This is a genomic window from Priestia flexa NBRC 15715 (assembly GCF_001591565.1).
In the GTDB taxonomy this organism is placed as follows: Bacteria; Bacillota; Bacilli; order Bacillales; family Bacillaceae_H; genus Priestia; species Priestia flexa.
In genome coordinates, this window is sequence record NZ_BCVD01000021.1 from 1 (window position 1) to 26,842 (window position 26,842).

Consider the following 26,842-nt stretch of genomic DNA (forward strand, 5'->3'; position numbering starts at 1 on the left):
AGTGCCAATGCCAGAAATGCCAATGCAAGGAATGCCAATGCAAGGAATGCCGATGCAAGGAATGCCAATGCAGGGAATGCCGATGCCAGAAATGCCACCAATGCAGGGGATGTCGATGTCAGGAGGAGCAGACTGTGGATGCGGTCAGAAGCCTAGCAATTTGATGCCTGCAATGAATCAAAGTATGAATGCACCACTTGTACAAGGTGAAAACGTACAGATGCCTTCTAAGTCCATGATGCCTATGCATCCAATGCATAGTGCGAATAAGCGAAGTCCCGGATACTTCTAATAAAAATGGTTAAAAAGCTAGGATTCTAAAGTTATAGAGTATAATTGTTGCATTTTTATAATAAAAACGTCATGAGAAATAACCAAGTTTTCAACGGTTATACCTGACGTTTTTTGTTCGTAAGGAAAAAGACATCTTTTCAAGCATGGTACGATATTGAAGAGAGTTTACTATGCTCTAGATTAATGAAGAAGAAAGGATGTTTATTGTAATGATAGATGTGATTGCGACGACATTGCATGATGCAAAGCTAGCTCAAGAGAATGGGGCAGATCGAATTAGTATTTGCACGAGTATTAATGAAGGTGGCATTACCCCAAGCTATGGGTTAATTAAACAAATAAAAAAAGCGATTACCCTTCCTGTATACGTAATGATTCGACCTCATAATCAGTCGTATCAATACAATGAAGACGATATTCAAACGATGGTTCATGATATCGAAGAAGCAAGGAAACTGGGAGTGGAAGGAGTAATCTTGGGCTGCTTAACGTCAGAGAAAACCATTGATGAAGAGACGTTAAAAGCTTTACTAAGTGCTTCTAAAGGAATGGATGTGACGTTTAACTTAGCTTTTGATGACTTACATAATCAAGAAGAAGGGCTTCGAAAATTATTGAATTATCCAGAAATAAAGCGGGTTATGACGTCTGGAGCTGATAAAAGTGCGTTAAACGGAATTCCACAAATCAAAAAAATGTTGCGTCAAATGAGAAATGAAAATCTTATATTTGTCGGAGCTAAGGGGTTAAAACCAGAAAATTTACAGGCTTTTCTATCGGTTACCAATCTAACAGAAGTATGCATTGGAGCAGGTATACGAGTTAATTGCCAATATACACAGCCAATAAATGAGAAAAGTGTGCAAAAAGCAAAAGAAATTATGAATAAAATGCAATAAGAGAAAAAGTGCTACGAAGTAAAGTAGCACTTTTTTTAGTAGAATCAGCATTAAAAACTGCCAGTTAACACAGATGAGTTTAGGAAAAAATGCATATTTTTAGAAAATTAGTTGACATTGAAAATCATTATCATTTATCCTTATACATGTAATTAGTAATGAAAATCATTATCATTTAAATAAATAGGAGGATTATTCATGTCTATTTCAATAACAAATCAATCTACAAACGAAGCGTTACTTTCACAGCAAGAACTTCGAGAATCGAATGCAAGATCTTATCCAAGAAGAATTCCAATTGCTATTCAAAAAGCGGAGGGAGTCATCATCACAGATATGAACGGCAAAGAGTATATTGATTGTTTAGCAGGAGCAGGCACTTTAGCGCTTGGTCATAATCATGAAGTAGTCCATGAAGCGATTCAACAGGTACTAGCTGATCGTATTCCTTTACATACATTAGATTTAACTACGCCGGTTAAAGAAGCGTTCGTAGATGAGTTGTTTGCAAGTTTACCAGCTAATTTTGCCCAAAAAGCAAAAGTGCAGTTTTGTGGACCTACGGGTGGAGACGCCATTGAAGCAGCGTTAAAGCTTGTAAAGACGGCTACGGGGAACCGCACAATTTTATCGTTCCAAGGCGGCTACCATGGTTCTACTCACGGCACATTAAGTATTAGCGGAACAACAAGCCCTAAAGAGCGCATTCATGCTTTAGTTCCAGATACACATTTCTTACCTTATCCTTACGAATATCGTTGTCCTTTTGGAATCGGTGAAGGTGGTCATGAAGCAATTAGCACATACATTGAAAACTTATTAGACGATCCAGAAAGCGGTATTGTTAAACCAGCAGGAATTGTAGTTGAAGTTGTTCAAGGTGAAGGAGGTTCAGTACCTGCTCCTATCGCGTGGTTGAAAGAGCTTCGTCGTATCACAAAAGAGCGTCAAATTCCGTTAATTATTGATGAAGTGCAAACTGGAATTGGTCGAACGGGTAAAATGTTTGCTTTTCAGCATGCTGATATTGAACCCGATGTTCTTGTGCTGTCAAAAGCAATCGGGGGTAGCTTACCACTATCTGTTGTTGTATACGATAAAGCGTTGGATCAGTGGGAACCAGGTGCTCATATTGGAACTTTTCGTGGTAATCAGCTCGCAATGGCAACGGGAAAAGCAACGCTTAGCTTTGTGAAAGAGCATGCTTTAGATGCACATGCGCATGATCTTGGAATTTACATGCAAATGCAGTTAAAGGCCATCCAGTCCAATAGCTTTTCTATTGGAGATGTTCGTGGTCGAGGGTTAATGATTGGAGTGGAAATCATCGATTGGTCTAAGCCGGCAAATAAGATTGGAACCCATCCTGGAAATGGAGAGCTAGCGAAGGTGATTCAGCAAGAGTGCTTTAAGCGAGGGGTTATCCTAGAAGTTGGAGGCAGACATGGAGCAGTCATTCGCTTATTACCACCTTTAATTTTAAGTCAAGCTCAGGCTGATGATGTGCTAGAGCGCTTTAAAGAAGCGGTAAAAGCAGCAGAAGCTAAGTGGGTGACAAGGTAAGATGGAACAAGATTATCAACAATGGTTTCTATCTAAGGACAATCAAAGCGTAAGAACGTATAAGCAGTTAATGAATCAGTCTATAGAGATGATTTCGAACTATTATGAAACAATTGAAAAGCCTTATCATCATTGGGAGCTAGAAGATCGCTTTGAACACTTTAATGATGAAATGACATTCAAAGAAAATGGACGTGCGTTCGCAGAACTGAAAGAGTCAATAGAACAGCTTGTTTTAAGGCATTCTCTGCATATTTCTCATACTGGAGCAATGGCGCATTTGCATTGTCCACCAGCTATACCTGCTTTGGTCGCAGAAGTCTTTATCACAGCTCTCAACCAATCGATGGACTCTTGGGACCAAAGTCCAATTGCGACTTATATAGAAGACGCAGTTATTAAAGAGTGCGTTAAACAAATCGGCTATGAAGAAACCGCAAGTGGCGTATTTACAAGCGGTGGCACGCAGTCAAATTATATGGGGATGCTACTAGCTCGCAATGATTATTGTAAGCGAAAGCTTAAAGCAAATGTACAGGAAGAAGGTCTACCCCCTGAAGCAAATAAACTGCGAATCTTTTGTTCTGAAAAAGCGCACTTTACGGTTCAGCAATCCGCTGCGCAGCTTGGTTTAGGGATGAATGCAGTTATTCCAGTTAAAACAAATGAGCGCTACGAGATGTGCATGGATGATTTATGTGCAAAGATAGAGCTTTCGAAAGAAAGTGGAGAGCTTCCGATGGCCATTGTAGCCACAATTGGAACCACTGATTTTGGAAGTATTGATTCTCTTCATGATATTCATCAACTGGCAGCAACTTATGATATGTGGGTTCATGCCGATGCTGCGTATGGAGGCGGCCTGTTGTTTTCAAAAGCTAATAGACACCTAGTTCAAGAGTTAAAGCTTGCAGACTCTATTACGATTGATTTTCATAAATGGTTTTATCAGCCCATTAGCTGTGGTGCTTTCTTTGTGAAAGCTGAAACAGCTTTTCAGCATATTCAGCTTTATGCAGATTACTTAAATCCAGAAGAAGATGAGCATCTTCACCTTGTTAACCGCAGTATTCAAACAACTAAACGGTTTGATGCTCTCAAAGTTTGGCTAACGTTTCAAATGATGGGCACATCAGCCTTTGGTAAATTGATTGACCAAACTATTCAAAATGCGAGACAGCTAGCTGGATACTTACAAGAAAATTCAATGGTTAAAGTTATGAACGAACCGATGATGAACGCTGTTGTATTTAAGTATCAGTGTAAAAGGCTAGCGAAAAGTGCGGAAAATCAAAAGTATATTGAAAATAAGATTAATACAATGATCCAGCAGCAGTTATATGAAAAAGGAACGTATATTATAGCGAAAACAAAAGTAAACCAAGAAGCATGTTTAAAAGTAACAATGTTGAATCCAATGATTGAGTTAGAGAACCTAAAACAACTTATAAAAGAAGTGATTCAGCTTGGAAACGAGTTGGAGCAGAAGGAGGAAGCATTACGTGAATGCGCAACAATCAGCTAATTTTATTACAATGCAAAATGTAGTGAACTGCTATGTCAGAGAAACAGGAAAGGGGAAATGGATAAAAGTAGGGGAAGGTGAAGAACTTATTTTAACCCTGGAAAAGCAGCCCGTCACGCTCTATTTCCCAGCTTATTATCGTTCTCTAACAGGGCGTCATTTATTAAACGAGCAAATGGCATACCAAGTAGAAGGTCATCAGCGCCAGGAGCTAGATTTGTTAACGCTATTAGCGCTGCTAATGAAAGAAGTAACGGAAGACTTGCTTCAAATAAACGAATTGATTGTTCGCGTGCTATTAAGCTACGAAAATATGAAGCAATTTATCGAAGTGAGACAAGCGGAACTTCAAGAGTGTTACGGGGCTGATAAAAGCTTTTTACAATCAGAACAAGCACTTTTAATTGGACATCAGCTTCATCCAACCCCAAAAAGCAGACAAGGCATTTTGCCTGAAGAAGAAACAATATTTGCTCCAGAGCTAAAGGGGAAGTTTCAACTACACTATTTTTACGCAGAAGCTTCATTGGTCAAAGAGGGGTCTGCGCTGGAACAAGCAAGGTTAGTTATTAAAAAGCAGTTGGTAGAAGATGAAGAAGTATCAGATGAATTCAAAACTAACTATTGCCAAGACGATGAGAATGTATTGATTCCAATGCATCCACTTCAAGCAAGATATTTACTTGGGAAATCAGAAGTTTGTGATTGGATTCAAAGCGGGAGACTTTCATATCTAGGTCCTCAAGGGCAAGCGTTTTATCCTACTTCTTCTGTACGAACTGTATATAACTCAAGCGCAGACGTCATGTATAAGTTTTCGATACCAGTAAAAATTACAAATTCACTTCGAGTCAACAAACGAAAAGAGCTGTACCGAGGTGTAGAGGTAACGGAACTTTTACGTGCTGGTTTAGAAGAAGAGCTACAAATTTATCACCCTGCTTTTCACATTATTAAAGATTTTGCATACGTAACGCTTGGTGAAGAAGAGATTGGCTTTGAGGTTGTGATTCGAGAAAACCCTTTTAAAGGCTCACAAGGTGATTCAACGACTCTTTTAGCGAGTTTATGTCAAGATCATGTGTATCGTCATCATACACAGCTTCAAGAGATTGTTCATCGTTTAGCCAAAGCTGAAAATCGATCACTGGAAGCTGTTAGTCAAGATTGGTTTAAGCAGTATTTAGACATTTCATTAAAGCCAATGATGTGGCTGTATACAGAAAAAGGAATTGCGCTTGAAGCTCATCAACAAAACTCGATTATCAAATTGACAAAAGAAGGCTATCCACAAGCGTTTTATTATCGTGATAACCAAGGATATTATTTTATGCGCTCTAAACAAGAAAGCCTCAAAAAGCTTGTCAAAGACTTGAATCAGATGAGCGATACAGTTTGTGATGATGCGGTTGCTGAAGAAAGATTCCGTTATTATGTTATCTTTAATCATTTATTTGGTTTAATTAATGCTTTTGGTACAAGTGGACTAATTGAAGAAAGCAAGTTGATTGAACAGATGCGTACGGTCATTTCAGAATATGCAAAGAATGATCATACAAATCTAGTCAAGAGTATGCTTTCTCAAGAGAGCTTGCCTTGCAAAGCCAATTTATTAACGCGCGTTCATGATATGGATGAACTAGTTGGAAGTCTAGAAACACAATCTGTTTACGTAGACGTTACGAATCCGCTTGCGGTTCTAGAAGGTGTATATAAATGATGGTACTGGCTCAAAGTGACTACCCTATTACAGTATGGGATACCAACACAAAAAAAGAAATTACGTTTCGCTATGTAACGTTTGAACAAGATTTTGACCGCTTGCATAGCTGGATGCATCAAGACCACGTCATTCCGTTTTGGAATTTGGACAAGCCAAGAGCCGAGTATGCCTCTCATTTAAAACGTTTTTTAGCGAACAAACATCAGCAATTATTAATTGGTGAAATAGATGGGCAAGCGATGAGCTACTGGGAGTCGTATATCGTCTCCCAAGATCTAATCCGTCATTATTATGACTATGAAAAAGGAGATCAAGGCATTCATCTATTGATTGGCGAGCCAAATTATCTTGGCAAGGGGTTTATTTATCCATTAATGCTAACGCTCATGAAGAGAATGTTTGAAGTGCCAGAAACCAAGCGTATTATGGCTGAACCGGATATTCGAAATGAAAAGATGATTTATGTTTTTGAAAAGTGTGGATTTCAACAGTTAAAGACGGTAGATCTTCCTGATAAAACAGCAATGCTTCTTTATTGTCAACAAGAAGTGTTTGAAAGTAGGTGGAACGCATGGATTCAAGGAGAATTTTAGAGGTTATTGGAGTGGGCATTGGGCCATTTAACCTTGGCCTAGCAGCTTTATTAGAAGAAACAGAATACTCATATAAATGCTTTGATCAAAAGTCTCAGTTTAACTGGCATCCGGGTATGCTTTTAGAAGGAGCTACGCTACAAGTTCCGTTTATGGCGGACTTAGTGACAATGGTTAATCCGTCCAGCCCGTATAGCTTTTTACGTTATTTACACGAGCATGCGCGATTGTATCAGTTTTATTTCTTTGAAAAATTTCATATTCCACGAACTGAATATAATCACTATTGTCAATGGGTGGCTAGTCAGTTAAAAGGGCTACAATTCAACAGTAAGGTTCAGAAAATTGAAATAGAAGAAGAGCAGCTATATAAAGTAATAGTTGAGGAAGATGGTGAATCAACTGCTTACTACGCGAAAAATGTAGTAGTAGGGGTAGGTACAAATCCAACCGTTCCAGCTGATTTTAAAGATTTGCAAAATAATCGATTCTATCATTCGGCTTGCTATAAGCAAAATCGTGATGAAACAGTTAAAGCTCGTCATATTACGGTCGTTGGTTCTGGGCAAAGTGCCGCTGAAGTTGTGTATGACTTGTTGCAACATCAAGAGGAAAACAACTATGAACTCCATTGGTATACAAGGTCTAAAGGGTTTTATCCAATGGAGTATTCAAAGCTCGGGTTAGAGCATTTTTCACCAGAATACACGCGTTATTTCTATCACTTAAATCAGGATAAAAAAAGAGATGTGTTAAAAAATCAAGCTCTCTTATATAAAGGAATTAGCTTTGATACGATTGCTGACATTTATGAACATTTGTATGAACGAACCGTTGGTGGAAAAGCTTCTCCTATTCATATGCAAGCACTAACGGAGGTTCAAAGTGTTAGTCGAGAAGAAACTGGCTATAAACTCACCCTTTATCAATATGAGCAAGATGAAGTGAAAGAGTTGAAAAGTGATGTTGTTATTATGGCTACAGGATATGCTAGCAGCTTTCCATCATGCTTAGAAAGTTTACAATCTCATCTACTAGTTGATGAAAGTGGGCAGTTGCAAATTGATGAGCAGTTCAAAGTCAGGACTCAACCCGTTGAAGCCAATTTGTTTATTCAAAATGGAGAACTTCATACACACGGCGTGGGAGCTCCAGATTTAGGGCTTGGTCCTTACCGGAATGCGATTATTATTAATCAAATTACAGGAAAAGAAATTTATAAAGTTTATAGTAAGAATGTATTTCAACAGTTTGGTGTGTAAAGTAAAATGATTCGCTCGTGGATTATATTTACGTGCTTGTTTATGACGGTGGTGTCAGAAGTTCTTCTGTCACCTTTTTACCCCCAATTTTTCACGGATTTCTTTCAAGTTAATGGCTTACAGGCAACATCCTTATTTATTATTTGTTGTCGAATAGTCGTCATTATTATGACACCAATTTGGGGGTTGCTTTTAAAAAAGTGGAAGATTGAAAAAGTAAGCGTCTATGCTCTTGTTAGTATATCCATTTGTAAATGGATGTTGAATGAAAGCAGCAGCTTTTCCATGTTTCTAGCTTTTTCACTTCTACTACTTGTATTTCAAAGTTGCCTAATTATCGATCTTTATCTGTTTAAGCAAAGCAATGCGGAGACGGTTTCTTATTATAGTTGGATGCTAACGGCACAAAATGTTGGCTTACTTTTAACGCCGCTACTTGCGCTAATACTTGTTCAAAATGGCAAGCTACATATACCTCTTATTGGTGGTGGAATGGTATTACTGGCAGCAGTTCTATCATTTATCATGGCTCAGCAGAGGTTAAAATTCTATAAACCGGTAAAGGAGAATAAAGGATGAAAATAACAGATACGAATTTAACGGTATTTACAAAAGAGCGCTGGAATAAAGCAAATAATCAATTGCTTGCTAAAATGTTAGAGGAGTTTATGTATGAAAATATTATTACTCCACACGAGGTGAAGGTAAACGAGGAAAGCTCGTTGTATGAATGGAAAGACTCTCGTGGAATTGTCTATCGGTTTGAAGCGAAAAAGCGCTTGTTTGATAGTTATGAAGTGTTAGTAGAAACAATTTATATAGAAGAAAATAATATGCTGATTAACCCTTCAAGAGCACTACAGCTATTAATTAGTCTGTCTGACCTTGATGAAATGTCGTTTTCAACAGCTGGACATTTAGCTAAAGAGTATATGCATACCCTTGTGGCTGATCTTCATTTACAAGAACGTCTCAGTGCTGATGAACTAGCAAATCTTGACTACGCAGAGCTTGAAGGTGAAATGACGGGACACCCTTGGATTACATATAACAAAGGACGAATTGGTTTTAACTATAATGACTATATGAAATTTGCTCCGGAACAAAAGCAAAAAATTCAGTTATCATGGATTGCTGTGTCGAAAACTGTGAGCTCTTTCCATTCACTCACATCACTTCAGTTCCAACAAGTAATGGAACAAGAGCTAGGTGAAAAAACAGTAGAAGTATTTGAAAATCAATTGCAGGAAAAAGGTTTACAACCAGCAGACTATTATTATCTACCTGTTCATGAATGGCAGTGGAAGAACATGATTATCCCTCTATATGCACACTATTTAGCGGAAAATCTCATTGTCCCAATGGGGGAAGGAGATGATTATTATCTTCCGCAGCAGTCAATTCGCACATTTGTTAATACAACAAATCGCAATAAATATCATGTAAAGCTACCAATGAGCATTTTAAATACGCTTGTATATCGAGGTCTTCCGAGTGAACGGACGGTTATTGCACCTCAGGTAACAAAGCATATAAAAGACATTCGCGACAATGATTCATTCTTGCGAGACATATGTAAAGTAGGCTTGTTAGGAGAAGTAGCCACTTTAAATGTAGACCATCCGACATTTGCAGCAATGAAAGATGCTCCTTATCAATATTTAGAAATGCTTGGCGTCGTGTGGAGAGAAAGTATTTATCAAGAGTTAGAAGAAGGAGAGCAAGCCATTACGCTAGCAGCACTCTTGCATGTGGACTCTAAGGGTAAAGCATTGGTATCGTCTTATATAGAACAGTCTGCCTTATCTGCTTCACAGTGGGTAGAAGCATTAATGAGCGCAACTCTTCCGCCATTATTACATTACTTATATCAATATGGAACGGTGTTCTCACCTCATGGTCAAAATACAGTTCTTGTCTTAAAAGAAGGTAAGCCAGTCCGCATTATTATGAAAGATTTTGTTGATGACGTAAATATTAGTGATCAATCATTTAAAGAATTACAAAGTTTAACGCCCGAATTAAAAGCTGTATTGCGGAGCGAGAAACCAGATGGCTTAACACAATTTATCCTAACAGGTTTATTTATTTGTCACTTTCGTTATTTAGCGAAAGTGCTTGAAAATAAAGAAGGAATAAGTGAATATCAATTCTGGAATAGTGTTAGAAGTGAAATACTTGAATATCAAAAGCAATTTCCAAAGCTTCAAGAGCGCTTTGAACTGTTTGATTTGCTTCGTCCATCTGTGACTAAGCTCGCATTAAACCGAAATCGTATGTTCGATTATGGGTATAATGACGGTGAAGATCGACCACATGCGAGTGAACATGGGGAAGTAAGGAATGCGCTTCATGAAGTTGCAGTTATAAAACAAGTCTAAATATAAAGAGGCAGAAACATAAGTGTTTTAGCTAACGAGATATCCGAACTATTAGAAGTTAACGACTTTTGATAGTTTGGGTATCTTTTTGTTCATTCCAAAAACAAGTTGAAAAAACCTAGTGGAATGAAGCGTAGGACACGTAACTCCTCCCCGAGGAAAGCGAATGTCTGCAGTGATAGGGAACCAACTGGTTATTGTAACCCAATACTTTAAAAAAGGCATAATTCGTCTTGGAAAAGCCATCATTTCGTTATATCCCAACCTGTTTTTATGTTTTAAATGCAAGGCATCAGGTAAAAAGAGTAATGTGTAATTCGTCTGCAGAAGCATGGTTTAAATCATTTTAGGAAAACCTCATAAATAAAGAACGCAGAGAGAAAAGGTTGGTGTTAAGTAACGTGACAACATATATGATAGGTGTTGATATTGGAACAACAACAACAAAGTCGGTTTTATTTACTGCTGATGGAAAAGTGAAGGAGTCACATCATGTTGGGTATCCTCTTCATACGCCGGATGCCCTAACAGCTGAACAGAAGCCAGATGAGATTTTTGCAGCTGTCCTATCAACAATTAAGAAAGTAGTGGCAAAGGGAAAGGTAAATAAAGAAGATTTAAAAGTTGTATCTTTTAGCAGCGCGATGCATAGCCTTATTGCTGTTGATGAAAGTGGTGAGCCACTTACAAATTGTATAACATGGGCTGATAAGCGAGCGGCTACATATGCAGATAAGCTTTGTAATCAACGAATGGAACTATACAAGCGAACGGGTATGCCTCTTCATCCTATGTCACCTCTTGTTAAGATTAAATGGTTAAAGCATGAGCACCCAGAAATCTTTGAAAAAACAGCTAAATTTATTTCAATTAAAGAATATATATTCCATAAATTATTTGATGAGTATATAGTGGATTACTCCATTGCTTCTGCAACAGGCATGCTTAATTTAGAAATAAAACAATGGGATGAAGTCGCGTTAACAAATGCAGAAATCTCTCCTTTGCAACTATCCACGATTGTGCCAGCAACTCATGTGAGCAAAGGCATTAAAAGCGAACTTGCTCACACGCTTAAAATTAATGAAGACACGCCTTTTGTAATAGGGGCAAGCGATGGCGTATTGTCTAACTTGGGCTTAGATGCTATCGACCAAGGTGAAATTGCCATTACAATTGGCACGAGTGGAGCAGTTCGAGCGGTTACAAAAGAGCCTGTTCTAGATAAAGAGGGCCGAACATTTTGTTATGCATTTACCGACGATCTCTGGGTTGTAGGCGGCCCTATTAATAACGGTGGGATGATTTTACGATGGGCAAAAGATGAATTGGCCAAAAGCGAAGCTGCAGTTGCCGAACGCTTAGATGTTAACGTATATGATTTACTTACGAAAATGGCTGACACGATTCCCCCTGGAGCTGGAGGACTCATTTTTCATCCTTATTTATCAGGAGAGCGGGCTCCTTTATGGGATGCAGACGCGAGGGGTTCATTCACCGGACTGTCTCTTCATCATGGTAAGGAGCACATGATTCGCGCGGTTTTGGAAGGGATTATGTACAACTTATACACGGTGTTAGAGCCTCTTGAAGAATTAATTGGGCCTGCTCGTGAAATTAAAGCTTCAGGTGGATTTGCTCGCTCTGAAGTATGGAAGCAAATGATGGCTGACATTTTTAATGCAGAAGTAAGAATTCCAGAAAGTTTTGAAAGCTCTTGTCTTGGCGCAGCCGTACTAGGCCTTTATGCAATTGATGAAGTTGAATCGGTAAACGTTGTAGAGAAGATGGTTGGGAAAACTACACACCTAAAGCCAATTCCTGAAAATGTGGAAGTATATAAAAAAATTCTGCCCGTCTATCGAGATATTATGAATAGTATGAAGCCTCATTACGCGAAGCTAGCAGAGCTTCAGCATGGAGAAGAATCGAATCCTTACTCTAAAAATAAGAATGACGCTTGATAATCGGTAGACTTTCATTATAATGATAGAATAGTCTGTACATTCAAAGAGAGAGGGAACTTTATGAAATCGCACATTGAGCAACATGTAACATCATACAAAGAAAAGTATAAAAACAGAGGTCGGTTGTTAATCAGCTGTTCAGATCAGCCTGGAATTGTGTCAGCTGTATCTACGTTTTTATTTGAACAAGGAGCAAATATCGTAGAGTCTAGTCAGCATTCAACCAATCCAGAAGGTGGAACATTTTTTATTCGTTTTGAATTTGAATGCGACCGCTTGGATGAAAAAGGATCAGCAATGGAAGAAGCTTTCCAATCAATTGCAGAATCATTTTCAATGGAAGCGAAATTTACGTACGCACATCGTTTAAAACGAACGGCGGTCTTTGTATCAAAAGAGCTACATTGTTTATTAGAACTCCTATGGGCATGGGAAAGCGGTGATTTAATGAGCGATATTGCTGTAGTCGTTAGTAATCACGAAGATGCGCGTGAAGTTGTTGAATCTTTTGGTATTCCGTTCTATCATATTCCTGCAACAAAAGAAATTCGTGCTGAAGCGGAAGCACAGCAGCTACAATTATTGAAGGACTACAACATAGATTTAATTATCTTAGCACGTTATATGCAGATTTTAACGCCGACATTTGTAGCAGAGAATCCATATCGTATCATTAATATTCATCATTCGTTCTTACCTGCTTTTATTGGTGCAAAGCCATACGAGCGAGCATACAAGCGTGGTGTTAAGTTAATTGGTGCTACCTCACACTACGTAACGGATGATCTAGACGAAGGACCCATTATTGAACAAGATATCGAACGAGTAAATCACCGAGATGATGCGGAAGAGCTGAAGAAAAAAGGACGCTTAATTGAGCGTACTGTCTTAGCAAGAGCAGTAAAGTGGCATTTAGAAGATCGAATTTTAGTTTACGGTAATCGAACAATTGTATTTAATTGATGAAAAGAGGCTGGGTCATAAGAATTTCAGCCAATGATCTATCCGAGCTATTTAAAGTTACCTACTTTTTATAGTTCGGATTTTTTTGTTGGTTCGGAAAACAATTTTGAAAACAGAGTGGAATGGAGCGTAGGACATTTGAATCCTGCGGGAAAGCGAGTGTCTGTGGCGCAACCGAACGAATGTGTTCTTACAACAACCCACATCGTTTAGAAACAGGATGATTCGTCTCCTAGAAGGAATCAGTTCGTTATGTCCCAGCTTTTTTCTATGAGAAACCCTGCACTTTCTCATAGACATGAGAAAAAATCGCCTATACAATAAAGAAAGACTTTTGAAAAAGGAAGTGTCGGAAGTGAAACAATATCTCGACTTATGTGAACATGTATTAAAACATGGAACGAAAAAAGAAGATCGGACAGGAACAGGAACAATTAGTACATTTGGCTATCAAATGCGATTTAACCTCCAAGAAGGTTTTCCTGCTTTAACCACAAAAAAACTTCATTTAAAATCAATTATTCATGAATTATTATGGTTTTTAAGCGGTGATACAAACATCAAATATTTACAAGATAACGGTGTACGTATTTGGAACGAATGGGCTGATGAAAACGGAGAATTAGGTCCTGTCTATGGTCACCAATGGCGCTCTTGGCCAACACCAGAAGGAAGTACGATTGATCAAATCACAAATGTCATTCATCAAATTAAAAATAATCCGGATTCAAGAAGGTTGATGATAAGCGCGTGGAACGTTGCGGATGTTGATAACATGGCGCTGCCGCCATGCCATTGCTTATTCCAATTTTACGTAGCAGACGGTAAATTATCTTGTCAGCTATATCAACGATCAGCCGATATTTTTTTAGGCGTACCTTTTAATATTGCATCCTATGCGCTTCTGACAATGATGGTTGCGCAAGTGTGTGATTTAGAACCAGGTGATTTTGTTCATACGTTTGGTGATGCTCATATTTATACAAACCATCTTGAACAAGTAAATCTTCAGCTAACGCGTGAACCTCGCTCCTTACCAAAAATGAAGATTAATCCAGATGTCAAATCGATCTTTGACTTTAAATTTGAAGATTTCGAGCTTGTTGAGTATGATCCGCATCCTCACATTAAAGGGGCCGTTAGCGTATGATTTCGTTAATTGTAGCAATGGACAACAACTGCTTGATTGGAAAAGAAAACGATTTACCTTGGCGTTTGCCAGCTGATTTACAGTATTTCAAACAAACCACAACGGGTCACACAATTGTAATGGGGCGAAAAACGTTTGAATCAATTGGTAAACCTCTTCCAAATCGAAACAACGTTATTTTAACAGGAAATAAAGACTATCACCATGAAGGTGTAAAAGTTATTCACTCTGTTGATGAACTAGTATCGCTTGAAGGAGAAAGTGAACTGTTTGTGATTGGTGGCGCAACAGTGTATGAGCAAACTATGCATGTGGCGACTCGTTTATACGTTACGCATATCGACGAGGTGTTTGAAGGGGATACATACTTTCCTGAAATTGATTCATCTGTTTGGAGAGAAGTATCAAGAAAGCAAGGTGTTAAGGATGAAAAAAACCCTTATGCCTACTACTTTACAGTGTACGAACGTGCATAATGAAATAACTACCCACAGCAAGTGAGTATGTTTATTGATTGGGTCAATCGCAGAGCATCGGTTCAAGCTTTAAAAGATAGTGTTTGTCTACTTAAAGAGGGACATTCAATGGTCATTTTACCAGAGGGAACACGGAGTAAAGGCAAAGGAATTGGTGAGTTTAAAAAAGGAAGTATAAGAATTGCATTAAATGCTAAGGTGCCAATTGTACCTGTTGCTATTCAAGGAATATCGAACATTATGGAACAATGTAAAGTTGGATTTCAAAAAGCAGATGTAACCATACGGATTTTACCCCCAGTTACAACGGATTTAGATGCAGGAAGTGATCCAAACGTGATTCATCATCAAGTTCGTGAGCGAATTATTCAAGCTTTAAATAATCATCATCAAGTGCAATCAAAAAGCGTCTCTTAAGTGAGACGCTTTTTTTGTTCAATAAATTCCTGTAAATGATGAACTAACTGTCTGAATTCTTCTGGGTTTACAAATTGTTGTTCATTCCAATGTTGTTGGACCCACTGTGTAAGCTCAGAAGCTGAGTTAAATATTTCTCCACTTGTATCCGCATTCCTCAGCATGTATCGTCCGTTATCATCATCAATAGTTACTTCACAAGGAATGGCACTATCAATGCTTTGTAACGTATACTCCATGTTAATCACCAGCTTTCTATCTTTCTTTTTTACTGTTTACTATACTGGTGAAAAGATGCTAATTAAAAAAAATCAAAAGATTAACTAAAAATAATGATTTTTCTAAATTTTATGTGATATAATGTACAAATTAAAAAAAGGTAGGAAGAGGAAGGAAGTTGGTTATGAAACAACAAGTAGATAATCGAACAAAACATGTACAGTTAGAGGACATCATGATTGCGAATCAAATGATTAAAGATGTTGTTGTACATACACCACTACAGCGCAACGAGGTGCTTTCTGAGCGTTATGAATGTAATGTGTACTTGAAGCGTGAAGATCTGCAAGTCGTTCGTTCATTTAAAATTCGAGGAGCGTATAATCGAATTAAGCAATTGACAAAGCAGGAATTAGAGCATGGAATTGCGTGTGCAAGCGCCGGTAATCACGCACAGGGAGTGGCTTACGCTTGTCGCCACTTGAACATTGATGGGAAAATTTTCATGCCTAGCACTACTCCTCGACAGAAGGTCAACCAAGTTAAATTTTTAGGGAGAGACAATGTAAAGATTGTTTTAACAGGTGATACGTTCGATGATTCGTATGAAACAGCTATTCAGTGCAGTGAAGAAGAAAAAAGAACGTTTATTCACCCTTTTAACGACGTTGATGTAATTGCGGGACAAGGAACGGTTGCTGTTGAAATGTTTAACGATTGTGAAGACGAAATTGACTATGTGTTTGGAAGTATTGGGGGAGGCGGTCTAATTTCAGGTGTAGGGACTTATGTGAAAAGCATTTCTCCTAAAACAGCAGTCATTGGCGTAGAGCCAGCCGGCGCAGCTGGAATGCAAACGTCTTTTGATAGAGGAGAAGTCGTAACCCTTGAGGGCATTGACCCGTTTGTAGATGGGGCAGCCGTAAAGACCGTTGGTAGCGTATCCTACGAAATCAGCCGAGAAGTGGTTGATGATATCGTTATTGTTCCTGAAGGGAAAGTCTGTACAACCATTTTATCTCTTTATAATGAAAATGCGATTATTGCAGAGCCAGCCGGTGCGCTTTCTATTGCCGCTTTAGACTCTTATCGCGAACAAATTAAAGGTAAAACAGTGGTGTGCGTTATCAGTGGAGGGAATAATGATATTGGTCGCATGCAAGAGATCAAAGAACGTTCCATGATGTATGAAGGTTTGCAGCATTATTTTATTGTGAATTTCCCTCAGAGAGCAGGAGCACTACGAGAATTTTTAGACGAAGTGCTTGGACCAAATGATGACATTTCACGCTTTGAATATACGAAAAAAAATAACAAAGATAGCGGCCCAGCATTGGTTGGCATCGAATTAAAACATAAAGAAGATTATTATCCATTAATTAGTCGAATGGATAAAAAAGGATTTCCTTATACGGAAATTAATAAAGAAAGCAGCTTGTTCCATTTATTCATTTAAGATTGATGCAATAACCTGTAATAAAATAACAGCATTACAAAGGAATGTCTCATTGTACGTCGAATAAGATGTCTATGAGACATTTTTTCTAAAAATAAAGTAAAAATGAAAAGACAAGTAATTAGTTTACCATGTATAATAAAAGAAACGGGTAAAAAGAGGGTTGATCGCCTTGCTATTGAAAAGCCTTGAATTTAAACATGAGAATGGTCAAAAAGTAAAAATTATTGATATTCCAGTATTGGAGGAAGATAGCACATTTCGGTTTATGATCTCTGTAAAGTTAAATACCTTAATAACAGACATTATGAAGAAATCAATGCCGAAAAAAACCTACTCGTTTCAAGAATATTTAAAACGCGTGTTGAAATGGAAAGATTATGAACAGCTATTTAAGTCTGACGCATTAAAACATAATGCTTAAAGAGAAAAAGTTGACTATTCTGAATTTTTCAGCGTAGTCAACTTTTTTATGTTTTACGTGAAATAGTTGATTATACTAGCTTGATAATAAGTACTTTAGAATATTACTGTAATCAAGTTTAGAACAATGCTATAATGAGCGCAAAGGATTTTGTAGGGGTGAACTCATGACGAAAATTAAAGTGGTAACGGATTCAACGATAGATTTAACCGTAGAGCAAGCAGCTCAATATGGTATTGAGATTGTCCCGTTATCGATTAATATTGATAATGAAACATATTTAGATCGAGTTGAAATAACGCCAAGTGATTTTATTGAAAAGATGAAAAGGTCTGATGTATTACCAAAGAGCTCCCAGCCAGCGGTTGGAGCCTTTGTTGAAGTATACGAGCGCCTAGTGGATGAAGGGTACGATGTTTTATCAATTCATATGACAGGTGGTATGAGTGGTACAGTACGTTCTGCAGAAAGTGCTGCTAAGATGGTAGATGGGAATATTACCGTAGTGGATTCTATGTATATCTCAAAAGCTCTCTCCTTTCAGGTGTTTGAAGCTCTTGATATGATTCAACAAGGGTGTGAAATGAATGAAATTGTCCAACGTTTGGATGAAATTCGCCGTAATACGACGCTGTTTGTTGTAGTTGATACGTTAGAAAACTTAATAAAAGGTGGACGAATTGGTCGAGGTAAAGCGCTAATTGGTTCTCTACTAAATATTAAGCCTATTGCTTCACTTGCTGATGGTGTGTATACGCCTGTTGCAAAAGTTAGAAGTCATTCTCAAATCGTGAAATTTTTGACAAAGCAAATCATGGAGGAAACGGCAGGTAAGCAAATTAAAGGAATCGGATTGGTGCATGCGGAAGGATTTGAACTAGCTCAAAAGCTAAGAGAATCGATAATTGCTGCCTGTGGCTATGAAGATTTTACAATTGAAGAAACAACACCTGTTATTTCTACTCATACAGGAGTTGGTGCGATTGGATTTATGTACTTTGCTGAATAAACTGAAAGTGATCTGTCTGGTGAGCAGGTCACTTTTTTGTTGGAAAAATCATATAGACTTCAACGTTAATAGTGGTGAAAAGATGTTATAATAGTGAGAAAGTAACCATCGTATGTTTAGCAAAAATTTCTATATGGAGTGCAAACATGAGAAATTATATTCGAAACTTAAGCGTGTTTAACAAAACTGTTTTGTTCTCCATGTTAATTGTTATTATTGTTGGAGTTGGGACAGCTTCGGTTAGCTACTATCTCCAAAACGTAACGACCAAGCAGCTACTCACTCAGAATGCACTAACGACAACAAAGCTTTGGAAAGAGACGTTATCTCCTAATGAGATTACGCAATTTGTTAAGGCAGAAGATTTACCTAGCTCTTTAGCTCGAACAGGGATAGAGAAACAGTTTGAGCGTATTTATAAAGCAAGTCCAGAATATTTACAAGGTCATCTATTTACAGTAGAACCTTATGAAAATCATGGATTTAAAATAGTTGTTACTGCTAATCAAAAGGTGCGTCAACAGCTTACACCTTCCATGATCTATTATGGCGAAAAAGAGTTTTATACCCATTTTATGAAAGCGAAAACAGAAAAAACGGAAGCGGTAACAGATACATATACGGATCAGTTTGGCACGTGGATTACTGCCTTTTCTCCCATTTTAAATGAAAAAGGCGAAGTCATTGCTATGCTTGTAATTGATGATAACCAAAAGCTAACAAAAGCAGAGATAGGTTATATTCATTTAATGATTAGCGAAATGGATCGAGCCGAGGTTATTATTAATGATTATTTATCCTTAGCACGTCTAGGGGTAAAAGAAGTAGATATCATTGACTGCATCCTAAGCGTAACAAGTTTAGTAGATTTATTATCTTCATATGCACTGTTAACAAGCAATATTGAAATTGAAATTCAAACGAATCAGTTAGCATACGTTCGAGGCAATAAGAATGAATTTAACCAAGTGCTTCTCAACATTATGAAAAATGGTATTGAAGCTATGCAAGATGGTGGAAAGCTTTCTGTGTCTATTAATGTAAAAGATAATCAAGTTCATATTGCAATTAAAGATACTGGTGAAGGAATGACCCAACAAGAGTTAGAGAGACTAGGAACAGCTTTTTACTCATTAAAAGAAAAAGGGACAGGGATTGGGTTAATGGTATCATACCAAATTGTAGAAGAAATGAGAGGCAAGATTACTGTTGAAAGTGAGAAAGGAAAAGGATCTACGTTTATTGTTTCAATACCAGCATATAAAACGTAAACCATTGTATCGGAGGAGAAAATATTGAAAAACAACAATCAAAAGCTTATGCTGCTGTGTTTGGTTTTAGTTATCGTTTTAGCAGCTTGTGGCTCACAAATTAAAGACCCTTTAAACTGGAAGCTCAATTCTTTTATTTATACAAATCAGGAGAATAAAGAAGTTAGCCTAGATGATCTTAAGGGTAAGGTCTGGGTCTCTAACTTTATTTTTACCAACTGTGAAACGGTTTGTCCACCAATGACTGCTCATATGGCTAAGCTTCAGAAAATGGTGAAAGAAGAGGGACTCGATGCCAACTTTATTTCTTTTAGCGTAGATCCTGAAAACGATTCACCCGATAATCTGAAGGAGTTTGCCGCAAAATTTAATGCGGACCTTTCGAATTGGCACTTTCTAACGGGTTATACACAACAAGAAATCGAAAAATTTGCGTTGGACCAATTTAAAGCTGTTGTTAAAAAGCCAGAAAATGATCCGCAAGTTATCCATGCTACAACTTTTTATTTAATCGACAAAGAAGGTACCGTTATGAAGTCTTATAGTGGTGTGGGAGATACTCCGTATGACGAAATTATTAAAGATATGAAAACGTTAAGTAAGTAAAAAGAAGGTATCTATGAGTTAAAAGTTGTATTTTAATTCATGGTTACCTTTTTTTAGAATAAACATTCTTATCCATTTTTCTACATATACTATAAGCATGGGAAAGACCTTCCTTGACAATGTATGTTACTATATAAAGATATATAAATGCGCTATAGTAAATCTAGTCAAGTAAGGCGACAACTAGAATACAGCATAGTAAGTAGGTGTTGTGATGAAAAAATGGAGAAAAATAATCGTGGCAAGCGTGTGCTCTGTCACTTTAGCTAGCTGTTCTCAGCCTACCTTTCTTGTCAATCAAGAAGACGTTGTAGATCAAAAAGAAGTGCAGCTTACAGAAAAGGAACAAATACCAAAGGGCTTTTTCCCTGTGGAATTAGAAGCTGTTGCGATAGGTGATTCGTTAACGGAAGGTATAGGAGATGAATCCAAAAAAGGTGGATACGTACCTTTTATTGAACAGTATATTGCCAAGCAAAACGAAGTGGAAAATGTAACAATTTCTAACCTGGGTAAAAAAGGAAACCGTACGGACCAGCTGTTGGCAAGATTAAAGGATCCATCAATTGCGAGCAAAGTTTCAAGAGCAGATATGATTTATGTTACAATTGGCGGTAACGACGTAATGAAAGTTGTGAGAGACTATTTTTACGATATTTCAATTAAAACATTTGAAACAGAAAAATCAAAATATGAAAAACGTTTAAATGAGGTTTTTCAACGAATTCGAAAGCTAAATCCAAATGCACATATTTACTTAATAGGATTTTATAATCCATTTTTTAAAACGCTAAGCGATATGAAAGAGATTAATGTTGTAATTGATGAATGGAACCAAGCAAGTCAACAAGTAGCAATGAATTATGAAAACGTAACATATGTTAAAATTGATGATGTCTTTTACGATTCTTCTGACAATCTTTTAGGAAAAGATGAGTTTCATCCTAATAAAAAAGGGTATGAATTAATGGCGGAACGTATTAGCGATGCAATGGAAGAAGAAGATCCTTTATTGGGACAAAACAAAGAGAAAGCACGGGAAGAAGAACTGAACGGAAACGAGTAAGGAGCTTATGAAATGAAGAAGTGGAAATGGTTATTTATTGGATTATTAAGCGTTAACCTTCTCTTAGCGGTTATAATCATTGGTCTTATTTTTCAACCGGCTGATGAAGTAACACCGCTGAAGTCTGGTGAAATAGAGGGAGATGCTGAACTAACGATTTTAGCTAAAAAAGAAGATTTAAATATACTTATTGATAAATACTTAAAAAGAGAGCTTAATAATCAGCCTCTTAATTACGATATCACGCTAACAGATGTTGTGCAGCTAGACGGAACCATCGAGGTTTTTGGGGACGATATTGATATTCGAATGACCTTTACTCCTGAAGTGCAAGATAATGGAGATATTGTTCTTGAACAAGAAACACTATCGATTGGAAAAATCCAGCTCCCGGTAAAAACAGTACTTCGCTATGTTAATAATAATTTTAACCTTCCTGAATGGGTGACAATTGATCCGAAGAGCGAGTCTGTATATGTGGCTCTTCAAGAGATGGAGCTTCAAACAGATTTTAATGTGAAAGTTGAGAAGTTTGACTTAGAAAATGATGATATACGAGTCAAGTTAATTTCAAAGAAAGAATAGCAAAAAAGCTCTCAGTAATAGTTTATTACTGAGAGCTTTTTTGTGTTAGCGATCTTGTGAAATTAAGGCTTCTAATGCAGGATTTCCTTGTGCGTAGCCGACAGCATAAACGGTATAAGCTCGGTTTGGACGCAGGCTGAGAGGTGGGATAGATAAAACAACATCATCTGTTCCTGCTATGCGTACATCAAGCTGTACAAACATTGGAGATAATCCTAGATATTTAGTAATTTCTTTAAACGTAACGTCAGAAAAGATCACGTCTCCACCCCGAGCAGCAATATCAACTGCTGGTGCATCAGGAGACAAATGAATAAACCTCATTTTTGTTTCGCCATCTGGAACTTTACTATCATCATAAATAAAAAGTAATTCTAGCTGATTTAAATTATTTACGGCAGCAACCGTGTATTTTTGCTTCCCTTCAAACGTAAACGACTTTGTGAGTAAAGGTTTTTCGGTTTGGCCAGCAGGATAAATTGAGATTGTGTAGCGACCCGGGTCCCCTAACGGTAAATAATCAGTTTCTTGTTTGTAAGTGAGATTCCTAATAATACGTCGGCCATTTAAATAAATATCGACGGACGGTGCATCGGGAGAAGCGTGGAAAATTCTAGCCATTGGTTTAGCTATTCGTGACCCTTGTGCATTTTTACCTGCTAAAATTGCTTGCTGCACATAATATAAATGCTTTTCGTAATAAGCAATGTGACGGGAAGGATCGCTATATTTATAGTAGTTTGATAAAAAATCATACTTCATTGCTTTTTTAATGTATTGGTCAAATGAATAATTAGCCATGCGTTCAGCTCCTCTGTTATACGGAGTAGGAAAAAGATGTCTATACGTAACCAAACATATGCTAAAACTCATAAATTATGCTGTAAAACAATTGACCAACTTTCATCTTGCTTTTAATTGAATAGAATGAAGCATAACCGTTAATGAATAATGGTTATAGGCAAAAGAGGTGAAGAGGATGAAGTTGTTTTATGAGAAGATGCTCAAAATCATGCTCATTGGATTTGGGTTCATTCTTCTATTACTGCATTTCATTGTCTTATCATTTTAGTTACTAATTTACGAAAAGGGGTGACTGCATTATGAAAGGAAGCGTGTGGTTCACCGTCTTTCGGTATGTACTTGTGTGTTATGCTGTTGTTTTCACCCTCATTGTCGCGAGTTTACTGCCGGCTCTCTTTGGATTTACTGTAACCTTACAGCAAGAAAATGGACCAGGAATTCCTAGTGGATCAGTGGTTGTGTTTCAGTCATCACAAGATATAGATACCGAAGGAGTTGTACTAGTTAATCAACAAGATTCATTAATAGTAATGAAAGCGAATAACCACTTGCCTGATGAAAGCATAATGGGAGTGTATTCTTATCATCTTCCATATGTAGGCTTCCTACTTACAATCATGAAGCAGCACTGGGCCGTTTTTTTATTTGTAACACTTTTTTGTTTTATTCTTCTTGGAACAAAGAGCTTACAGACGAAAAAAGGAGAGTGAAAATGGGTATTCGCACATACACATCGCATTTTCAAAACATAAAGTAACAATGTGCTAAACGAATATCACGAATGAGGAGAGATTGCTATGTATAATTATGGTTGTTATGATCAATGTCAATATCCGGTTGGGGGGTATCACCACCACTGTGGGTCAGGAAATTCATTTGCATTAATTCTTGTGCTGTTTATTTTATTGGTTATTATTGGATGCAGCTGCATCTGCTAGTTTATTTAAAGAGCTCTTTTCATACTTCGGGGTGAAAAGAGCTCTGTTTATGTAGAGAGTAAGACAATATTTTTGTTTGAAAAAATAAAAATATTTTGCCAAATGTTCTTTTTCCATATTATACTATAATTACTATCCTAATAACTGAAGGTGAATATATGGATCAAGAAAGGCTATATGAACAGCTATTTTCAATGTCGTTAACACCCATGCTTATCATGGATCTTAATGGAGAAGTTCAAGCTTTAAATGATGCTTGTGCACATCTATTTAAGAAGGAGAAAAAGCAACTTCTTTCTTCCAATGTTTTTCAGCATAGTAGTCAGTTTTTAATTAAAAAAGCTGATATTGCTCCTCTCCATAGTCATGAAGAAGAAGTGGTTGTGTTAAACAAGCAAATAAACCAACAAGTACCCGTACATATTCATATTCAGAGAATGAAAGAGCAGCCGCATCTTCTTGTTGTGCAGTGGAAAGAATTTTCTTCTAGTTTTGAAAAACAAGAGGAAGTTATTCGGAAAATGAAGCAGTACAAACAGTTTGTAAAGCAGAGTCAAGATGCTTTTATTGTCACCCAAGAAGGAAAGATTCAGTACATTAACCCCGCTGGTGTGCGCATGCTTGGAGGAACTAAAAAAGAGGACTATCTAGGACGATATTGGCTTCATTTTATTCATCCAGAACATCTAGAAATCGTTAAAAAACGAATGAATCAGCTGATGAAAGGAATGTCTATTCGTCCTCGTGCAGAAGTGAAGTTATTGACTAAGCGTGGAGTTGTGAGTATTGAATCTTCCGAAACGAAAATTAAATTTAAAGGCGAGGATGCTATTCAGTATATTATTCGTGATGTAACGGATCGGAAGAAGTATGATGAAATGGCAAGTGAATCTGAAAAACTCATGATGGTGAGCAAGCTAGCAGCGGGCGTAGCGCATGAAATAAGAAATCCATTGACTGCAGTTAAAGGGTTTGTGCAGCTATTAAATGCATCTCAGCAATATAATAAATCTTATCATGATATTATGCTAGAAGAGCTGAATCGCGTTGAATCAATTATCCAAGAATTTTTAACGTTAGCAAAACCTAAAAGTGAGCATCCTTTTAAGAAAAAGAGCCTTCACCAAATTTTAAGTCATGTAACGTTATTGCTTACTACTCATGCAAACTATAAGAATAGTGAAATCAAAAGCTTTCTCGAAGGGGATATTGAAATTCTCTGTGAAGAAAATGCATTAAAGCAAGTATTCATAAATCTTATTCAAAATTCATTGGAATCGATGGATAAAGGCGTGGTAACGGTTAGAACAGAAAAACGAAATGGATATGGCGTAGTAACAATTGAAGATCAGGGTTGCGGAATAGACGAACAATCATTAGCTCGTTTAGGAGAACCGTTCTTTTCTACAAAGCAAACGGGAACGGGTTTAGGGCTAATGGTTAGCTATCAAATTATTGAACAACATCAGGGGCATATTTCATTTACAAGTCAAATAGGAGTGGGCACAAAAGTTGAAATTGCGATTCCGCATGTAAAAGAGCCAGTGAATGTATAGTAGCAGTACTATTTATTCGCTGGTTTTTTTATTTGTGCGTAAAAGGCGAATGTTATATTTTTAATTTTTTGTAATGTTCGTGTTTATTGTTGACGTAAGCGTTTTTGTCTGATATAGTATCAAATGGCTAGAAGATAACCGAATAATAAATAAAAAACGGTTGATGAAAAATAAAAAGGTTAACGGGGGAATGTATCGATGAATCAAAACTATGATGTAATTGTTGTAGGAGCAGGCCCAGCTGGAATTTTTACTTGTTATGAATTAACGCTAAAACTACCTGAAGCAAAAGTGTTGTTAATTGATAAAGGACACGATATTTACCGAAGAAATTGTCCGATTCTTCAGAAAAAAATTGTGAAATGTCCGCCGGCGAATAATAAAAAAGATTTTGCAGGCTGTTTGCCCGCTTGTTCAATTACCAATGGATTTGGTGGAGCAGGCGCATATTCAGATGGGAAATTCAATATTACAAGTGAATTTGGGGGATGGATGACGGATTATCTCCCTGAATCACAGGTGGTAGATTTAATTAAATACGTAGATGAAATTAACTTAAAGCACGGGGCAACAGATTCGATTACAGACCCGTTAACTGATAAAGTACGTGAAATTGAAAAACGGGGCTACGCAGCAGGCTTAAAACTACTGCGTGCGCAAGTTCGTCACTTAGGGACGGAACAAAATTTAGAAATTTTGAAAAGCATTTATGAATATTTAAAAGAACGCATCGACATGCAGTATAAAACAGAAGTTGCTGATTTTGTTACAGAGAAAATTGATGGGAAGCACATTGTACGCGGAATTGAGCTTAAAAATGGGGAAATGCTAACTGCTGATAAAGTGGTAGTATCTCCAGGGCGAGATGGTTCAAAATGGCTGACTGACTTATTAAAAAAACGTCGATTAAAAATGATTAACAACCAAGTTGATATTGGCGTTCGTGTTGAGACTTCAGATATCGTAATGGAAGAGATTAATAAGCATCTATACGAAGGTAAATTCATTTATAATACATCAGTTGGTACGCGAGTAAGAACGTTCTGTAGCAACCCCTCAGGACATGTAGTTGTTGAGAATCATTCTGGAATCATGCTTGCAAACGGCCACGCTTATAAAGACCCGAAGCTTGGAAGTAAGAATACGAACTTTGCGCTGCTTGTATCTCATAAATTCTCAGAACCGTTTGATCAACCAAATGAATATGCACATGAAGTATCAAGATTAGCAAATATGCTATCAAATGGGGGATTAGTTGTACAGAAGTACGGTGATATTCTAAAAGGTCGTCGCTCCACACCAGCTCGTATTAAAGAAGGTTTCTTAGAGCCAACGTTAAAAGAAGCAGTCCCAGGAGATCTTGGGCTTGTTCTTCCTTATAACACAATGAAGAGTCTAATTGAAATGACGGAAGCATTAGATCATGTAACGCCAGGCTTAGCTTCTGAACACACGCTTTTTTACGGAGTAGAAGCGAAGTTTTACTCTGCACGTCCAAAACTAACGGATCGCTTTGAAACAGAGATTTCAGGCTTATATGTTGGAGGAGACGGAGCCGGCATCACGCGAGGATTAGCTCAGGCAAGTGCTTGTGGCGTATGGGTGGCACGAGATATTGTTGAAAAATTAAAAGATGAAAAAAGAAAAGAACAGCCAGCAATGGTATAAGAAAAAGCGGACGCATAGGGTCCGCTT

At 37.4% G+C, this 26,842-nt stretch carries 27 protein-coding genes; 25 read left to right on the plus strand and 2 right to left on the minus strand.

Features of this window, described 5'->3' with window-relative positions; translation table 11 throughout:
- The 14 genes from BFL01S_RS20885 to BFL01S_RS05575 form a co-directional block, all read left to right on the plus strand.
- Positions 1-292, plus strand: a 292-nt coding sequence (locus tag BFL01S_RS20885; RefSeq protein WP_176572873.1) for a hypothetical protein, incomplete at its 5' end; no start/stop codon positions are given.
- A gap of 211 nt (positions 293-503) precedes the next feature.
- Entirely contained in the window at positions 504-1,193 is a 690-nt protein-coding gene (locus BFL01S_RS05515; RefSeq protein WP_078989439.1) for a copper homeostasis protein CutC, read from the plus strand.
- 198 nt (positions 1,194-1,391) lie between these two features.
- Positions 1,392-2,756, plus strand: a complete 1,365-nt coding sequence (locus BFL01S_RS05520; protein ID WP_061785094.1) for an aspartate aminotransferase family protein — start codon at positions 1,392-1,394, stop codon at positions 2,754-2,756.
- Position 2,757: 1 nt separating this feature from the next.
- Positions 2,758-4,281, plus strand: coding sequence for a pyridoxal phosphate-dependent decarboxylase family protein (locus BFL01S_RS05525; RefSeq protein WP_061785095.1), 1,524 nt, complete (start codon positions 2,758-2,760; stop codon positions 4,279-4,281).
- Complete coding sequence (locus tag BFL01S_RS05530; protein WP_025908298.1) at positions 4,259-6,001, plus strand: IucA/IucC family protein; 1,743 nt, start codon at positions 4,259-4,261, stop codon at positions 5,999-6,001. The genes BFL01S_RS05525 and BFL01S_RS05530 overlap by 23 nt, the downstream gene beginning before the upstream one ends.
- The gene (locus tag BFL01S_RS05535) at positions 6,001-6,597 is read left to right on the plus strand and encodes a GNAT family N-acetyltransferase (protein ID WP_139325239.1); all 597 of its coding nucleotides are present in this window, start codon (positions 6,001-6,003) and stop codon (positions 6,595-6,597) included. The genes BFL01S_RS05530 and BFL01S_RS05535 overlap by 1 nt, the downstream gene beginning before the upstream one ends.
- A complete protein-coding gene (locus BFL01S_RS05540) occupies positions 6,576-7,859 on the plus strand; it encodes a lysine N(6)-hydroxylase/L-ornithine N(5)-oxygenase family protein (RefSeq protein ID WP_061785097.1) in 1,284 nt (427 codons plus the stop codon). Before BFL01S_RS05535 ends, BFL01S_RS05540 begins: the two co-directional genes overlap by 22 nt.
- A 6-nt stretch (positions 7,860-7,865) precedes the next feature.
- Positions 7,866-8,438 (plus strand): hypothetical protein, encoded by a 573-nt coding sequence (locus BFL01S_RS05545; RefSeq protein WP_061785098.1) that lies wholly within the window; start codon positions 7,866-7,868, stop codon positions 8,436-8,438.
- The gene (locus BFL01S_RS05550) at positions 8,435-10,240 is read left to right on the plus strand and encodes an IucA/IucC family protein (RefSeq protein ID WP_061785099.1); all 1,806 of its coding nucleotides are present in this window, start codon (positions 8,435-8,437) and stop codon (positions 10,238-10,240) included. The genes BFL01S_RS05545 and BFL01S_RS05550 overlap by 4 nt, the downstream gene beginning before the upstream one ends.
- Positions 10,241-10,653: 413 nt before the next feature.
- The gene (gntK, locus tag BFL01S_RS05555; RefSeq protein WP_061785113.1) at positions 10,654-12,204 is read left to right on the plus strand and encodes a gluconokinase; all 1,551 of its coding nucleotides are present in this window, start codon (positions 10,654-10,656) and stop codon (positions 12,202-12,204) included.
- Between the two features lie 63 nt (positions 12,205-12,267).
- On the plus strand, positions 12,268-13,170 hold the full coding sequence (gene purU / locus BFL01S_RS05560) for a formyltetrahydrofolate deformylase (RefSeq protein WP_025908304.1): 903 nt from the start codon (positions 12,268-12,270) through the stop codon (positions 13,168-13,170).
- Between the two features lie 355 nt (positions 13,171-13,525).
- Positions 13,526-14,320, plus strand: coding sequence for a thymidylate synthase (locus BFL01S_RS05565; protein ID WP_025908305.1), 795 nt, complete (start codon positions 13,526-13,528; stop codon positions 14,318-14,320).
- Positions 14,317-14,796: a dihydrofolate reductase gene (locus tag BFL01S_RS05570; protein WP_025908306.1), complete on the plus strand. Its 480-nt coding sequence runs from the start codon at positions 14,317-14,319 to the stop codon at positions 14,794-14,796. Before BFL01S_RS05565 ends, BFL01S_RS05570 begins: the two co-directional genes overlap by 4 nt.
- A gap of 27 nt (positions 14,797-14,823) precedes the next feature.
- Positions 14,824-15,213 (plus strand): lysophospholipid acyltransferase family protein, encoded by a 390-nt coding sequence (locus BFL01S_RS05575; protein ID WP_082802695.1) that lies wholly within the window; start codon positions 14,824-14,826, stop codon positions 15,211-15,213.
- On the opposite strand, the gene BFL01S_RS05580 is transcribed toward BFL01S_RS05575, so the two are convergent.
- Entirely contained in the window at positions 15,210-15,452 is a 243-nt protein-coding gene (locus BFL01S_RS05580; RefSeq protein ID WP_061785101.1) for a hypothetical protein, read from the minus strand. The two genes, BFL01S_RS05575 and BFL01S_RS05580, sit on opposite strands and share 4 nt — an antisense overlap.
- Before the next feature lie 164 nt (positions 15,453-15,616).
- On the opposite strand from BFL01S_RS05580, the gene ilvA reads away from it, so the two are divergent.
- The 7 genes from ilvA to BFL01S_RS05615 all read left to right on the plus strand — a co-directional run bounded on the left by ilvA (position 15,617) and on the right by BFL01S_RS05615 (position 21,849).
- On the plus strand, positions 15,617-16,888 hold the full coding sequence (gene ilvA / locus BFL01S_RS05585) for a threonine ammonia-lyase IlvA (RefSeq protein ID WP_061785114.1): 1,272 nt from the start codon (positions 15,617-15,619) through the stop codon (positions 16,886-16,888).
- A gap of 172 nt (positions 16,889-17,060) precedes the next feature.
- On the plus strand, positions 17,061-17,312 hold the full coding sequence (locus BFL01S_RS05590) for a DUF2535 family protein (RefSeq protein ID WP_025908502.1): 252 nt from the start codon (positions 17,061-17,063) through the stop codon (positions 17,310-17,312).
- Between the two features lie 166 nt (positions 17,313-17,478).
- Positions 17,479-18,321: a DegV family protein gene (locus BFL01S_RS05595; protein WP_061785102.1), complete on the plus strand. Its 843-nt coding sequence runs from the start codon at positions 17,479-17,481 to the stop codon at positions 18,319-18,321.
- A 146-nt stretch (positions 18,322-18,467) separates the two neighbouring features.
- Positions 18,468-19,592, plus strand: coding sequence for an ATP-binding protein (locus BFL01S_RS05600; RefSeq protein ID WP_061785103.1), 1,125 nt, complete (start codon positions 18,468-18,470; stop codon positions 19,590-19,592).
- Positions 19,593-19,640: 48 nt separating this feature from the next.
- The gene (locus BFL01S_RS05605) at positions 19,641-20,198 is read left to right on the plus strand and encodes an SCO family protein (protein WP_061785115.1); all 558 of its coding nucleotides are present in this window, start codon (positions 19,641-19,643) and stop codon (positions 20,196-20,198) included.
- A 214-nt stretch (positions 20,199-20,412) separates the two neighbouring features.
- Entirely contained in the window at positions 20,413-21,264 is an 852-nt protein-coding gene (locus tag BFL01S_RS05610; RefSeq protein WP_061785104.1) for a GDSL-type esterase/lipase family protein, read from the plus strand.
- Between the two features lie 12 nt (positions 21,265-21,276).
- Positions 21,277-21,849, plus strand: a complete 573-nt coding sequence (locus BFL01S_RS05615; RefSeq protein ID WP_025908497.1) for a YpmS family protein — start codon at positions 21,277-21,279, stop codon at positions 21,847-21,849.
- Positions 21,850-21,894: 45 nt separating this feature from the next.
- On the opposite strand, the gene BFL01S_RS05620 is transcribed toward BFL01S_RS05615, so the two are convergent.
- On the minus strand, positions 21,895-22,650 hold the full coding sequence (locus BFL01S_RS05620; RefSeq protein WP_061785105.1) for a DUF4397 domain-containing protein: 756 nt from the start codon (positions 22,648-22,650) through the stop codon (positions 21,895-21,897).
- A gap of 302 nt (positions 22,651-22,952) precedes the next feature.
- On the opposite strand from BFL01S_RS05620, the gene BFL01S_RS05625 reads away from it, so the two are divergent.
- The 4 genes from BFL01S_RS05625 (at position 22,953) to BFL01S_RS05635 (ending at position 26,815) form a co-directional block, all read left to right on the plus strand.
- The gene (locus BFL01S_RS05625; RefSeq protein WP_025908495.1) at positions 22,953-23,363 is read left to right on the plus strand and encodes a hypothetical protein; all 411 of its coding nucleotides are present in this window, start codon (positions 22,953-22,955) and stop codon (positions 23,361-23,363) included.
- A gap of 87 nt (positions 23,364-23,450) precedes the next feature.
- Entirely contained in the window at positions 23,451-23,591 is a 141-nt protein-coding gene (locus BFL01S_RS19885; RefSeq protein ID WP_076512731.1) for a YjcZ family sporulation protein, read from the plus strand.
- A 158-nt stretch (positions 23,592-23,749) separates the two neighbouring features.
- A complete protein-coding gene (locus BFL01S_RS05630) occupies positions 23,750-25,147 on the plus strand; it encodes an ATP-binding protein (protein ID WP_061785106.1) in 1,398 nt (465 codons plus the stop codon).
- A 198-nt stretch (positions 25,148-25,345) separates the two neighbouring features.
- The gene (locus tag BFL01S_RS05635) at positions 25,346-26,815 is read left to right on the plus strand and encodes an NAD(P)/FAD-dependent oxidoreductase (protein WP_061785107.1); all 1,470 of its coding nucleotides are present in this window, start codon (positions 25,346-25,348) and stop codon (positions 26,813-26,815) included.
- The last annotated feature ends 27 nt before the right edge of the window (positions 26,816-26,842 follow it).